The organism is Embleya scabrispora DSM 41855 (assembly GCF_000372745.1).
GTDB lineage: Bacteria > Actinomycetota > Actinomycetes > Streptomycetales > Streptomycetaceae > Embleya > Embleya scabrispora.
Genome location: NZ_KB889698.1, coordinates 45,101 through 58,809 on the forward strand (window position 1 = coordinate 45,101; position 13,709 = coordinate 58,809).

The 13,709-nt window shown below is 70.8% G+C and carries 9 protein-coding genes; 3 read left to right on the forward strand and 6 right to left on the reverse strand.

Annotated features, from left to right (window positions below):
• Positions 1-147: 147 nt before the first annotated feature.
• Positions 148-540 (reverse strand): SCO5389 family protein, encoded by a 393-nt coding sequence (locus A3IC_RS0138770; protein ID WP_020555455.1) that lies wholly within the window; start codon positions 538-540, stop codon positions 148-150.
• A gap of 373 nt (positions 541-913) precedes the next feature.
• On the opposite strand from A3IC_RS0138770, the gene nucS reads away from it, so the two are divergent.
• Complete coding sequence (nucS, locus tag A3IC_RS0138775; RefSeq protein ID WP_020555456.1) at positions 914-1,573, forward strand: endonuclease NucS; 660 nt, start codon at positions 914-916, stop codon at positions 1,571-1,573.
• A gap of 82 nt (positions 1,574-1,655) precedes the next feature.
• Here nucS and A3IC_RS0138780 read toward each other — a convergent pair whose 3' ends face one another.
• On the reverse strand, positions 1,656-3,638 hold the full coding sequence (locus A3IC_RS0138780) for a hypothetical protein (protein WP_158696278.1): 1,983 nt from the start codon (positions 3,636-3,638) through the stop codon (positions 1,656-1,658).
• A gap of 1,064 nt (positions 3,639-4,702) precedes the next feature.
• Here A3IC_RS0138780 and A3IC_RS59040 point away from each other — a divergent pair.
• Positions 4,703-7,723, forward strand: coding sequence for a LamG-like jellyroll fold domain-containing protein (locus A3IC_RS59040; RefSeq protein ID WP_211232332.1), 3,021 nt, complete (start codon positions 4,703-4,705; stop codon positions 7,721-7,723).
• 167 nt (positions 7,724-7,890) lie between these two features.
• Here the strand turns inward: A3IC_RS59040 and A3IC_RS0138790 are convergent, their stop codons facing one another.
• From A3IC_RS0138790 to murA, 4 genes are all read right to left on the reverse strand, one after another.
• Positions 7,891-9,879 carry a protein meaA gene (locus A3IC_RS0138790; RefSeq protein WP_020555460.1) on the reverse strand — a complete coding sequence of 663 codons (1,989 nt, stop codon included), beginning with the start codon at positions 9,877-9,879 and terminating at the stop codon, positions 7,891-7,893.
• A 349-nt stretch (positions 9,880-10,228) separates the two neighbouring features.
• Positions 10,229-10,534 (reverse strand): STAS domain-containing protein, encoded by a 306-nt coding sequence (locus tag A3IC_RS0138795; RefSeq protein ID WP_020555461.1) that lies wholly within the window; start codon positions 10,532-10,534, stop codon positions 10,229-10,231.
• Between the two features lie 227 nt (positions 10,535-10,761).
• On the reverse strand, positions 10,762-11,610 hold the full coding sequence (locus A3IC_RS0138800) for a 3-hydroxyacyl-CoA dehydrogenase family protein (RefSeq protein ID WP_020555462.1): 849 nt from the start codon (positions 11,608-11,610) through the stop codon (positions 10,762-10,764).
• 111 nt (positions 11,611-11,721) lie between these two features.
• Entirely contained in the window at positions 11,722-13,002 is a 1,281-nt protein-coding gene (gene murA, locus A3IC_RS0138805) for a UDP-N-acetylglucosamine 1-carboxyvinyltransferase (RefSeq protein ID WP_020555463.1), read from the reverse strand.
• 106 nt (positions 13,003-13,108) lie between these two features.
• On the opposite strand from murA, the gene A3IC_RS0138810 reads away from it, so the two are divergent.
• Entirely contained in the window at positions 13,109-13,681 is a 573-nt protein-coding gene (locus A3IC_RS0138810; protein WP_020555464.1) for a cob(I)yrinic acid a,c-diamide adenosyltransferase, read from the forward strand.
• The last annotated feature ends 28 nt before the right edge of the window (positions 13,682-13,709 follow it).

Sequence of the window (13,709 nt, forward strand, 5' to 3'; positions counted from 1 at the left end):
GGCCGGTGTCGGGTGCCCGGTGTCCGGTGCGGCGTCTCGGGGTCGCCGGCGGACGGCGAAGCCGCCTGGATGCGGAGGCGCCTGGATGCGGAGGCGCGGGCACGCCGCCGAGGCCCGCCCGCGCCGCCGAAGGGTTCCGCCGCGGTGTCAGCAGTCGCGCAGCGTCGGCGACTGGTTGAGCAGTTGGCCTCGAATCGAGGTGAACTTGGCGTACCGGTCCGCGTCCAGGCCCTCGACCGGGAAGACCGCCACGCGGTGGCAGTTCTGGAACGCCAGCTTGACCCCGAAATGCCGTTCCATCGAGCCGCGAATCGCATCCGAGGCCAACGCGCGCAGCAGTTGCCCGCGCTCCGTCTCGGTGCCGGGCGGCACCTGGTTGTCCGCGAACGGCCCGCCGTCCACCTGGAGCTGCGTCACCAGCGAGGAGACGAGATTCCAGGCGTAGGGCAGCGAGGTACGCACACAGTCGACGAACTCGGCCTCGTCCACGTCACCGCGTTCGGCCTGTTCCAACAGCTTCGCAGGCACATCGAGCGACATCGGTGCTCCTTCCGGCCGGGCGTACGCAAGTTCGCCCGGCGGTTCGGGTCGTGTCTCGTACGTGGCAGGTGGCGCCCATGCCTCGATCACGACGCGCCCGAACGCCCATCCGCCCGACCCGCACCGTCTCCTGACTCACCGTAGGACATCGGGCACACGTTGCTCCATAGCGAACGGTCGGCGAACCCGCCGCGCGGCCCCTCCGGCGCGGTGGCCACGGCCTGCACCGGTTCGGGCGTGCCCCGGAGTGCGTTCGCGACGTCCCGCTCGGTTTCGCGTCGGTCGAGGGTGAGTGATGAGGTGCGTCACACGAGTCGTGCCCGCGCCTCGGGGGTGGCCGAGGGAGGTGCTTCGGAGGCGGTAGCGTCGGGGCATGCGTCTCGTCATCGCCCGTTGCTCCGTGGACTACGTCGGGCGACTCACCGCCCACCTGCCGTCCGCCCCCAGGCTCATCCTCGTCAAGCGGGACGGAAGCGTGTCCGTGCACGCCGACGACCGCGCGTACAAGCCGCTGAACTGGATGAGTCCGCCGTGCACCCTCAAGGAGGGGGACGGCGTGTGGACGGTGATCAACAAGGCCGGCGAGAAGCTGATCATCACGATCGAGGAAGTGCTGCACGACACCTCGCACGAACTGGGTGTCGACCCCGGCCTGGTCAAGGACGGCGTGGAGGCACACCTTCAGGAACTGCTGGCCGACCGGCTCGACGCACTCGGCGCCGGCTGGACGCTGATCCGCCGCGAGTACCCGACACCGATCGGCCCGGTGGACATCCTGTGCCGGGACGCGGACGGCACCACCGTCGCGGTCGAGATCAAGCGCCGCGGCGAGATCGACGGCGTCGAGCAACTCACCCGCTACCTGGAACTGCTCAACCGGGACACCCTGATCGCCCCGGTCAAGGGCGTCTTCGCCGCGCAGGAGATCAAGCCCCAGGCCCGCGTGCTGGCGGTGGACCGGGGCATCACCTGCGTGACCCTGGACTACAACGCGCTGCGCGGCACCGAGGACGACAAGCTGAAGCTGTTCTGATCCGGTCGTCCGCCGAACCTGTTGATCCGGTCGTCGCCGGGTCCCGAGTGCGGGGTCCGACGACGACCGGCGGCCGACCACCTCATGAGGCGTCGGTGCCCGCCGGTGACTGGGGTGGGGCCGAAGTGGCCGGCGGCGCACTCGTCGGCGGTGGTGCCGACGTCGATGTTGCCGGCGCGGAAGTGCTGCCCCGGGACGGCGAGTTGGCCGGGCTGGACGATCGTGGCGAGTTCGCCGGCGCCGACGTGGTGGCCGAGGTCGTCTCCCGCGTCGTCGTGGTGGTCGTGGCCGTCGCACCGGTCGAGCCCGGTTTGTGGCTGCCGGTCGGGGGAGCCGGCTTGTCCCGGTCGACCTTGGGGTCGACCTCGGCGCCTCGGTTGGGGGTGTTCGGGTCGAAGGCCGCCGAGCCGGTGGAGCCCACCGGCCTGCGATGATCGTCCTTGTCCGGCGAGTCCGAGCCCATCGCGACCACCGCGGCCAGGGTGACCACCAGGACCACCGCCGCGCCCGCCGTCATCAGCACGCCGCGCCGGCCGATCCCGCCGCGCGACGCGCCGGCTCCGCCCTCCGCGGACGCCGCGACCGCCGCCCGGTCGCCGCCGGCCAGCGCCAACACCCGGCGATCCGCCGCGAGTCCACGCTTGTCCGAGCCGACGTCGCGCATCCGGGTGGCCGCGGCCGCCTCCTCGCGCGCACCCTGTGCATCGCCCGTGCACAGCGCCAGGACGGCCAACTCGTGCCGGAACCAGGCGTGATCGGACGCCGCCGAGGCGCCCGCGTCGCGCGCCGAGGACAGGCCCAGGTCGAGTACCTCGCCCCACGTGTCCCAGCGGGCCGAGGCGCCGAACGCGGGCGCCGAGGCCCGGGCCAGCGCGCGCGCCGAACCGGCCTTGCCCAACCGCTCGGACTCGCGTAGACACGCCAGGATCGTGTCCGCCTCGCGGGCGACCTCGGCGGGGGTGACCGAGGGGTGCGAGACCCACCAGGTGAAGTGCTGGATCGCCGCGACCGCCCACGAGGACGGTCCGCGCACGATCGCGGCGACCGCCTCGGCGGTGCCCCCGGTGAGCCGATACCGGCCGAACTCGCATGCCGCCAGCCCTGCTTCGACCAGCTCGTCCGCGGCACCCACCGCGTCCACCGCGCCGGTCAGGGCCGGCAGGTGTACCGGGTCCGGGAGTTCGCCGTCCAGGGCGGAGGCCAGCCGCAGCACCTGCTGCGCCGACGCGGACACCAGCGGCACCAGGCGCGGTACGAACTGCCGCGGCTCGCCCGGCGAGGGCAACTCGCCCGAGCCGTCCGCCGCGCCGTCGTCGAGCAGCCCGTAGCCGGACCGCCCGCGCTCGCGCCGCGCGAGCAAGGCGCCGGCCTGGACGAACCGCCCCGGATGGCCCCCGACCTGGAACCACAGCGCGGAGGCCCAGGCGAGTTCCTCGTCGTCGAGTTCACGCCCGGCGATACGCCGCAGCAGGTCGAAGGACGCCTCCTGGGGAAGACCGCCCAGGGTGATCTCGTGCAGCGGCGAATCCCGGCGCACGATCGGGTCGACCACCTCCGGACCCGCCACCAGGAACGCGCATTCGGGTGCCATCCGCAGGAGTTCGACCACGTCGTCCTGGCCCAGCTCCAGATCGTCCACGACCACGAGCGCGGCCACATCGGCCAGCATCCCGACCAGCTGCTCGCGGGTGGGCCGGTACGCCGGGCCGGCGAAGCACGCGTCGTGCAACTGCTGCAACAGGTCGTCCAGGCCCCGACGCCGCCCGTCGAGCAGGACCACCCCGTCCGGCGCTCCCGCGGGATCGAGCGCGGCGAGGTGACGCAGCAGGGTGCTCCGCCCGCTCGACGACGGTCCACCGATCCGGACCGAGGTGCCGCGCTGCAACAGGCCGGTCAGCTCGGCGATCTCGACGCCGCGACCCAGCGGCGGCAGATCGCTCGTGGGCACCGAACCGGGCAGCCTGGACGGGCGCGGCTGCCGGGCCCCGCCGGGCATCGGCCCGACGTCGGTGCCGTCCACCCCACCGAAGGTGAGCAACAGCTCGCCCGCGATCAGCTGGAGCACACCCGGCCCGGGCTCGCCGTTCCCGCCCCGATCGGCCCCCGCGGCCGGGTCCGACCGGTCGTCGTCGATCCGGATCGGCTCGGTTCGACCGGTCCGGGGCGCGGAAGAAGACTCGGCGGAAGGCTTGACGGAAGACGATGAAGCGGAAGGCTCGAAGGAAGGCGCCGAAAAGGACTCGAACGAAGGCGCGGCGGACGTCCGGGATGAGGGCGGGGACCCCGCGGACGCTCCGGGCGGCGGCGAAAACCCGGCCGCGGCCCCGAACGGCGACGCCGGCGGCTCACTCTCGGACCGCGACTCGGACGCCGGCGGCTCGAACGCGGCCCCCGACCCGCCCGGCTCCTCGCGCTGCCCCGCACGCACCGCACCGGCCTGCGGACGCGGCCCGAACAGCTCGTCCAGATAGGCGTCGTCACCCCACGAACCGCCGACGGAGTCCATCGAGTCGCCGTAGGAGTCCATCGCGTCGCCGGCCGAATCCGTCGGCGTATCGGCCAAGGGCCCGAGCGGATCGTCCTCGAAGCGCTTTTCCCCGTCTTCTTCCGGCCGTTCCCTGCCGCCGCCGTTCATGCCACTCCCTGTGCTCCCCGTCGTGGTTCCTCGACGCGCCGGTGCGGCCGGGGACAAGTCCGGGCACTCGGGGGCGGAAACCGGTGATCAGTGTGCCGGGCGCGGCCGGCACACCGATACCCGGCGCCGGGTTCGTGACAAGATCGTTGAGCACCGACGCGCCGAGCAGCGGGGCCGCCGTCCATGGGCTGCGCGTACTCCCGCCGTACCGCGTACCACCTTGCCACCTCCTGCCGTCGAGCGGACCGGGTCCGGGCCGACCTTCGCTCCCTCTTCACATCAACGCGCGCGCCTTCGAGTGGTCACGGGACGATCCGATCGAGCCGGGCCCGAGGGCGTCACGGGCTTGCCGAAAAGTCGGTGCCTGCCCGTCGTGTCGCCCTATGGTGCACAAGTGGCGCCACGACGGTCAGGCGCACAGGGGGAACAGGGGGACATACATGTCCGGTTCCATCACGTCCGGTTCCATACGTTTGCGACGCACGGGACGGCGGGTGAGCCGGCACAGGACCCGGTTCGCCTGCGCCGCCGCGCTGTTCGCCTCATTGGCACTGTCGATACCCTCGGCCGGCGCATCGCCGGCCTCGTCCGCGGTAGTCTCCGACTCATCGTCCCGCCCGCCCGGCCCGGAGCTCTTCGGCTCGGCACAGACCGCGCGTGCCGCCTCCGCGCAGGCCGCCGCGGTGCCGCCGAAATTCTCCGACGATTCGGTACTGACCGGCCTGACCCAGCCGATCGACGTGGCCTTCGCCGGGGACGGACGGGTCTTCGTCGCCGAGAAGTCCGGCGTCGTCAAGGTGTTCGACTCGCTCACCGATCCCACGCCCACGGTGTTCGCCGACCTGCGAGCGAAGGTGCACAACTTCTGGGACCGCGGCCTGCTCGGCCTGGCCCTGGCCCCGAACTTCCCGACCGATCCATCGGTCTACGTGATGTACGCGCACGACGCGCGCCCCGGCGGATCGGCCCCCTACTGGGGCACCGCCACCGGTCTGGACGACGGTTGCCCGGACCCGCCGGGCGCACAGGCCAAGGGGTGTCTGATCACCGGCCGAATCGCCAAGCTGACCGCGACCGGGAACACCGCGGGCCCCGAACAGGTGCTGGTCGAGGGCTGGTGTCAGCAGTTCCCCTCGCACGCCACCGGCAGCCTCGGCTTCGGCCCGGACGGCTATCTCTACGCATCCGCCGGGGACGGCGCCAGCTTCGACTGGGCCGACTACGGCCAGAGCACGGCGAGTGGCCCGATCCCGGGCAAGGATCCGATCCCGGCGAACCCGTGTGCCGATGGGAACAGTCCGGTCGGCACCGTACTGACCGCGCCGACCGCCGAGGGCGGCGCACTGCGCGCGCAGGACTTCCGTACGCCGGGTGACCCGTTCGCGCTCAACGGCAGCATCATCCGGATCGACCCGAACACCGGTGCGGGCGCGCCCGGCAACCCGCTCGCGGGCAGCGCCGACGCCAATGCCCGCCGCCTGGTGGCGGCCGGCATGCGCAACCCGTTCCGGTTCGGCTTCCGGCCCGGCACCAACGAGCTGTGGGTGGGCGACGTCGGCTGGGGCACCTGGGAGGAGGTCGACCGGCTCATCCCCTCCGGCAGCGCCGTGGCCAACTTCGGCTGGCCCTGCTACGAGGGCTCGGCCCGCCAGGGCGGCTACGAGTCGATCGGTCTGAACCTGTGCGCCAACCTGTACGCCGAGGGCCCGGGAGCGGTCAAGGCGCCCTACTACGCCTACCAGCACAGCGCCGTGGTGGTCCCGGGCGACGGCTGTCCGACCGGCAACGGCTCGGCCATCTCCGGCGTGACCTTCTACTCGGGACAGCGCTATCCGGCCGCCTACCGCAACGCGATGTTCTTCGCCGACCACAGTCGGCGCTGCGTGTGGAGCATGCTGGCCGGTCCGGACGGGCTCCCGGATCCGGCCACCCGCCAGGTGTTCGTGAGCAACGCGAACCCGGTGCAGCTGACCACCGGCCCCGAAGGCGACGTGTACTACGTCGGCTTCGAGGACGGCGCGATCCACCGGATCCGCTACACCGGCAGCGCGCCGAACGCGGTCGCCTCGGCCGGCCCGACCACCGGAACGACGCCGCTGACCGTGGCGTTCACCGGCTCGGCGTCGACCGACCCGGATCCGGGCGAGACCCTCACCTACGCCTGGGACCTGGACGGCGACGGCGCGTTCGACGACTCGACCGCGGCGAACCCGTCGTACACGTACACCGCTCCCGGCACCTACACCGTGAGACTGCGGGTCACCGACCCGGTGGGCCTGACCGGCGTCTCCGCACCGATCACCGTCTCGGCGGGCAACGCACCGCCGACCCCGGTGATCGACACCCCGGCCGCGACACTGACCTGGAAGGTGGGCGATCCGATCGCCTTCAGCGGCCACGCGACCGACCCGCAGGACGGCGCCATCCCGGGCACGGGCCTGAACTGGCAGATCATCATGCATCACTGCACGACGCCCACCGACTGCCACGAGCACCAGATCACCGGCCAGGGCGGCACGTCCGGCACCTTCACGGCGGTCGACCACGAGTATCCGTCGTGGCTCGAACTGCGGCTGACCGCCACCGATTCCGGCGGCCTGACCGGGACCACCAGCGTGCGCCTGGACCCGCGGACCGTGAACATCACGCTCGCCTCCGACCCGCCGGGCCTGACCCTGGGCCTGTTCTCCGCACAACGCCCGGCACCGTTCACCAGCACGGTGATCGTGGGCGGCACATCCTCGATAGCCGCGCCGACGACACAGACCCTGAACGGCAAGAACTACGAATTCGTGTCCTGGTCGGACGGCGGCGCGGCCGCGCACAACATCACCGCGCCCGCGACGCCGACCACGTTGACCGCCACCTATCGTGAGGTCGACGGACAGCCGGCCGGTCTGATGGCCGCGTACGGCTTCAACGCGACGAGCGGCACGATCGTCACGGACGACGCCGGCCAGGGCAACAACGGCACCGTCACCGGCGGCACCTGGGTCGCCGGCCATTCCGGCAACGCGCTTTCCTTCAACGGAACTTCGTCGATGGTGACGGTGCCGCACAGCGCCCGCCCGACGCTCACCACCGGAATGACCCTGGAGGCATGGGTCAAACCCACGGCGATCACGAACTGGCGCACCATCCTGCTCAAGGAACGTGGCGGCGGCCTGTCCTACGCGCTGTACGCGAACGGCACCGCCGCGCCCAACACGTCCATCAACACGACCGGCACCAACAACGACACCTACGCCGACGGCGCCGCACCACTGACCGGCGGCGCGTGGGCGCACGTCGCGGCCACCTACGACGGCAGCACGCTGCGCCTGTACGTCGACGGCGTCCAGGTCGGGGCCACCGCGCACACCGGCCCGATCGTGGACGCCGGCGGCGCGCTGCGCATCGGCGGCAACAGCGTCTGGGGCGAATACTTCGCCGGCCTGATCGACGACGTCCGCATCTACAACCGCGCCCTGACTCCCACCGAAATCACCACCGACATGGGCCACCCGGTCCCATAAGCCGGCCCGACCCCAAGCGCCGGACGGGCCGAAACAGCCCGTCCGGCGCTTGAGGACACCCACGAATCCACGCGACTCGCAATCCGGCGATGTGCTTCGAACGCGGCCCCATTCGGCCCGTCCGGCGTTTGCGGACAGGCCCCCGCCGCGAACCGGGCGCGGTGAGTTCAGCCCACCGACACCGCAGCCTCGGCCGCCAGGCCGTTCGCCTCGCGGATCACCTCCACGATCCGCCCCATGATGTCGGTGATCCCGAAGTCCTTCGGCGTGAAAACGGCAGCGACCCCCTGCGACCGCAACACCACGGCGTCCGCGGACGGAATGATCCCGCCCACGATCACCGGCACATCACCGATCCCCGCGGAGCGCATGCGCGAGAGCACATCCGGAATCAGCTCCAGGTGCGATCCCGACAGGATGGACAGCCCCACGCAGTGCACATCCTCCTCGACCGCGGCCGCGACGATCTGCTCCGGAGTGAGCCGAATCCCCTGGTAGACCACCTCGAAGCCGACATCGCGCGCCCGCACCGCGATCTGCTCGGCCCCGTTCGAGTGCCCGTCGAGCCCCGGCTTGCCGACCAACAGCCGCAACCGGCCACCCAGTTCCTCGCCCGTACGCCGCACGGCACCGCGCACCTCGGCCAGCCCCGCGCCATCCTGCACGCCGACCACCCCGGACACCCCGGTCGGCGCCCGATACTCGCCGAACTCCTCGCGCAGCGCCTGCGACCACTCCCCCGTGGTCACCCCGGCGCGCACGCACGCCAGCGTGGCCGGCATCAGGTTGACCGCCGAGGTGGCCTTCCACGAACGCGCGTCCTCGCGCAGCCGGGCCATCGCCGCGTCCACCGCCTCCGGGTCGCGGTCCGCGCGCCATGCCTTGATCTTCTCGATCGCCGAGCGCTCGGCGTCCGGGTCGGCGCTCATGATCGCCGCGTCCAGGTCGGCGGTGAGCGGGTTCTCCTCGGTGGTCTCGAACCGGTTCACCCCGACCACGACCTCGTCGCCCGCCTCGATCCGGGCCCGCCGGGCCGCGTGCGAGCCGACCAGTTGCGACTTCATGTAGCCCGACTCGATCGCGGAAACCGCGCCGCCCATCGCCTGGACCCGGTCGATCTCCTCGCGCGCGCCCGCCACCAGATCGGCGACCTTGGCCTCGATCACGTGTGAACCGTTGAAGATGTCGCCGTATTCGAGCAGGTCCGACTCGTAGGCCAGGACCTGCTGGATGCGCAACGACCACTGCTGGTCCCACGGTCGCGGCAGCCCCAGCGCCTCGTTCCAGGCGGGCAGTTGCACCGCCCGCGCCCGCGCGTCCTTGGACAGCGTCACGGCCAGCATCTCCAGCACGATGCGCTGGACGTTGTTCTCCGGCTGCGCCTCGGTCAGGCCGAGCGAGTTGACCTGTACGCCGTAGCGGAACCGGCGCTGCTTGGCGTCCTGTACTCCGTAGCGCTCCAGCGTGAGCTCGTCCCACAACCGGACGAACGCCCGCATCTTGCACATCTCCTCGACGAACCGCACCCCGGCGTTGACGAAGAAGGAGATGCGCTGGACCACCTCGCCCATCCGGTCCGCCGGCACCTGCCCCGAATCGCGGACCGCGTCCAGCACGGCGATCGCGGTGCACATCGCGTAGGCGATCTCCTGCACCGGAGTCGCGCCCGCCTCCTGGAGGTGGTAGCTGCAGATGTTGGTCGGGTTCCACTTGGGAATGTGCGAGACCGTGTACGCGACGGTGTCGGTGATCAGCTTGAGCGAGGGGCCGGGCGGGAAGACGTAGGTCCCGCGCGACAGGTATTCCTTGATGATGTCGTTCTGCGTGGTGCCGGTGAGCTTGGCGATGTCCGCGCCCTGCTCCTCGGCGACGACCTGGTAGAGCGCGAGCATCCACAGCGCGGTCGCGTTGATCGTCATCGAGGTGTTCATCTCCTCGACGGGGATGCCGTCCAGGAGCTGTCGCATGTCGCCGATGTGCGAGATCGGCACGCCGACCTTGCCGACCTCGCCGCGCGAGAGCACGTGGTCGGGGTCGTAGCCGGTCTGGGTCGGCAGGTCGAAGGCCACCGAGAGGCCGGTCTGGCCCTTGGCCAGATTGCGCCGGTAGAGCGCGTTGGAGGCGGTGGCCGAGGAGTGGCCGGCGTAGGTGCGCATGACCCATGGACGGTCACGCTTGATCGGAGATGCCTGCTCGATCGGAGCCCCCTTGCTCGAAGAACTGGGGGGCCGACCGGCCGGGGACGGCGTGGCCGGCTGCGAGGGCTGAGCTGAGGGCGTCTGGCTCGCCACGGAATACCTCCGGAGGGTTCCGGACCGACCGGTACTCGGCGACTACCGGCCTGGGCTATCCCGCTGGTCCGCCGTCACCGCGCCTGGTGCGGCCCTGCTTACCACGGAGTGTACTGACGGGTAATAGCTCCGGACAGGTGTGATCGACCACAGCACGCAAGTCGTTGCCCGGTCGGCCCGACACTGTGTCGGCCCGGTCGCCCGATCGACCGGATCAGGCGGCGGTGGGCTGGCGGAGCGTGAGGATACGGTGCAATCGGGTCAACACGAGCACCCGGTACACGTCCGGATTGACCCCGGTCAGCACCAGACGACGTTCGCACCGACCCGCACGCCGATGCGCGCCGACGATCAGGCCCAGGCCGGTGGTGTCCAGGGCGGACATCCGGGTGAGGTCGAGAATCAGGTCGCCGTCACCGTTGTCCAGCGCGTCGTGCAGCGCCAGTCGGACATCGGCGGCGGCCCGCACGTCGAGCACACCTTCCAAGTGCAGCTCACGTGGGTGGCCCCAAACGCGCATCGTCTCCTCCTGGGGGGATCCGTCCGTTCGATGACGGTTCGATTTCCCAGAAGAACACCCAAAACCCGATAATCCTCACTCATCACATCGGACTTCACTCGTATCAGTGACGAATCATCAGATGATGCACAGGCCGTACGCCGCCCATCGGGCCAACGGCCGCCCGACGACCGCCCCATGACCTGGAAGTTTCCGAAGTCGGTCGCGGAGCGGCCGTCGCACAGGGCTCAGTAGTCGTAGAAACCCTTGCCGGTCTTGCGGCCCAGGTCGCCCGCCGTGACCATGCGGTTGAGCAGCTCCGGCGGGGCGAACTTCTCGTCCTTGCTCTCGGCGTAGATGTTGCTCGTCGCGTTGCGCATGATGTCCACGCCGGTCAGGTCGGCGGTGGCCAGCGGTCCCATCGCGTGGCCGAAGCCCAGCTTGCAGGCGATGTCGATGTCCTCGGCGGTGGCCACGCCCGCCTCGTACAGCTTCACCGCCTCGACCGTGAGCGCGGTGATCAGCCGAGTGGTCACGAAGCCGGCCACGTCCCGGTTGACCACGATGCACGTCTTGCCCATCGCCTCGGCCAGTTCGCGTGCGGCGGCCAGCGTCGCGTCCGAGGTCTTGAAGCCGCGGACCAGTTCGCACAGGCTCATCAACGGCACCGGCGAGAAGAAGTGCATGCCCACGACCGACTCGGGTCGGCCGGTGACGGCGGCGATCCCGGTGATCGGGATCGCCGAGGTGTTGCTCGCAAGCACCGCGCCGGGCTTGCAGATCCGGTCCAGCTCGCGGAATACGGCCTGCTTGACCTCGACCTGCTCGAACACCGCCTCGACCACGACGTCCGCGTCCGCGACGGCTTCCAGGTCGGTGGTGGTGGCGATCCGGGCCAGCGCCGCCGAGGCGTCCTCGGCGGTCAGCCTGCCCTTGGCGACGAACTTGTCGTACGAGGCCGCGATCCCGCTCAGCCCGCGCTCCAGGGCGGCGTCGGTGACATCGCGCAGGACGACGTCGTATCCGGCCTGCGCGGCGACCTGGGCGATGCCCGACCCCATGAGCCCGGCCCCGATGACGGCGATCTTGTTGGTCACTGCGCTACCTCTCCAGTACACGATCCCGAGCCGACGCCCCGCGGGCGCCGGTGCTCCCGGGAGCGTAGCCGGACCGTCGACGGCGCCGACGCACCCCTACCTGACGGGCCGTCAGAAACGCGAGGTACTCTCCGGCTCCGGCTCCCGGACGATCTTCGCCCCCAGCGACTGGAGCTGCGTCTCCAGGCCCGTGTAGCCGCGATCGATGTGGTGCACCCCGCTGACCGTGGTGTCCCCGTCGGCCACCAGGCCGGCCAGCACCAGGCCCGCCCCGGCGCGGATGTCCGCGGTCAACACCGGGGCGCCGGAGAGCTGTTCGACCCCGCGCACGATCGCGTGGTGTCCGTCGGTGCGAATCGACGCACCCAGCCGGAGCAACTCCTGAAGGAACACGAAGCGCGCCTCGAAGAGGTTCTCGGTGATCATCGCCGAGCCCTCGGCGATCGAGTTCATCGCGGCGAAGAACGGCTGCATGTCGGTGGCGAACCCGGGATACGGCAGGGTGACCACGTCAACCGCCTTGGGCCGTCGATCCATTACCACCCGGAACCCGTCCCGCACGTGCGACACCTCGGCGCCGGCCAGCGTCAACTTGTCGAGCGCGATCTCCAGATGCTCGGGGTGGGCGTTGCGTACCGTCACGTCGCCCAGCGTCATCGCGGCCGCGACCGCGAACGTGCAGGCCACGATCCGGTCGGGCACCGTGCGGTGGCGCACCGGCTTGAGCCCATCGACGCCCTCGATCTCGATCGTGGACGAACCGGCGCCCTCGATCCGCGCGCCCATCTCGGTGAGCATCGAGCAGATGTCCACGATCTCCGGCTCACGCGCCGCGTTGTCGATCACCGTGCGGCCCTGCGCGAGCACCGCGGCCATCAGGATGTTCTCGGTCGCGCCCACACTCGGGAAGTCCAGCCAGACGGTGGTGCCCTTCAGCCCGTTCGGCGCCTTGGCGATCAGCACCCCGTGCGAGTTCTCCACGGTCGCACCGAGCTTGACCAAGCCCTCGATGTGCATGTCGAGACCGCGCGAGCCGATCGCGTCCCCGCCCGGGTAGGCGACATGCACCTCGCCGCAGCGCGCGAGCAGCGGCCCCAGCACACAGATCGACGCGCGCATGCTGCGCACCAGGTCGTAGTCCGCCTCGAAGCGCGGCGCCGCCGGCACCCCGATCCGCACCGTCCCGGTGGTCTCCCCCTCGACCTCACAACCCAGCCGCCGCAGCAGCTCGCTCATGATCTCCACGTCGAGGATCCGGGGTGCCTCCTCGAGCACCGTGGTGCCCTCGGCGAGCAGCGCTGCAGCCATCAATTTGAGCGCGCTGTTCTTCGCGCCCGTGATCCGCACCTCGCCGGCGAGTCGCTGACCACCTGTCACCCGGAACCTGTCCATCGGAGAATCGTACTGATTCCCGGACCCGGCCACGGACCACGCCAAGCACGGACAAAGCGCGCCCCCAGGGCCCGTTCCGGACGATCCGCGCCCTAGGGTTTGCGTCATGGTCAACCTCACCCGGATTTACACGCGCACCGGCGACGACGGCACCACCGCACTCGGGGACATGTCGCGCACCGCCAAGACCGACCCTCGACTCGCGGCGTACGCCGACGTGGACGAGACCAACGCGGTGATCGGCGTCGCGCTCTCGCTCGGCAACCTGGACGAGGATGTGGTCAAACTGCTGACCCGCATCCAGAACGACCTGTTCGACCTGGGCGCCGACCTGTCCACCCCGGTGGTCGAGGACCCCAAGTACCCACCGCTGCGGGTGGAACAGAGCTACATCGACGCCCTGGAGGCAGCCTGCGACCAGTACAACGAGAACCTGGAGAAGCTGCGCAGCTTCATCCTCAACGGCGGCACTCCCGGTGCGGCGCTGCTACACCAGGCCCGCACCGTCGCCCGCCGCGCCGAGCGCACCACGTGGGGCGCGCTGGAGGTACACGGCGACTCGATGAACCCGCTGACGGTGAAGTACCTCAACCGCCTGTCGGACCTGCTGTTCATTCTGGCGCGGCACGCGAATCGCGAGGTGGGCGACGTGCTGTGGGTACCCGGCGCCAACCGCTGACGCGAACCCGCGCAGGCGTGGGGCCCGG

Excerpts from the sequence above, each read along its gene's own strand:
- A3IC_RS0138770 (WP_020555455.1), bottom strand. The coding sequence starts at position 540 with ATGTCGCTCGATGTGCCTGCGAAGCTGTTGGAACAGGCCGAACGCGGT.
- nucS (WP_020555456.1), top strand. The coding sequence starts at position 914 with ATGCGTCTCGTCATCGCCCGTTGCTCCGTGGACTACGTCGGGCGACTC.
- A3IC_RS0138790 (WP_020555460.1), bottom strand. The coding sequence starts at position 9,879 with ATGCGCACCTACGCCGGCCACTCCTCGGCCACCGCCTCCAACGCGCTC.
- A3IC_RS0138795 (WP_020555461.1), bottom strand. The coding sequence starts at position 10,534 with ATGCGCGTTTGGGGCCACCCACGTGAGCTGCACTTGGAAGGTGTGCTC.
- murA (WP_020555463.1), bottom strand. The coding sequence starts at position 13,002 with ATGGACAGGTTCCGGGTGACAGGTGGTCAGCGACTCGCCGGCGAGGTG.
- A3IC_RS0138810 (WP_020555464.1), top strand. The coding sequence starts at position 13,109 with ATGGTCAACCTCACCCGGATTTACACGCGCACCGGCGACGACGGCACC.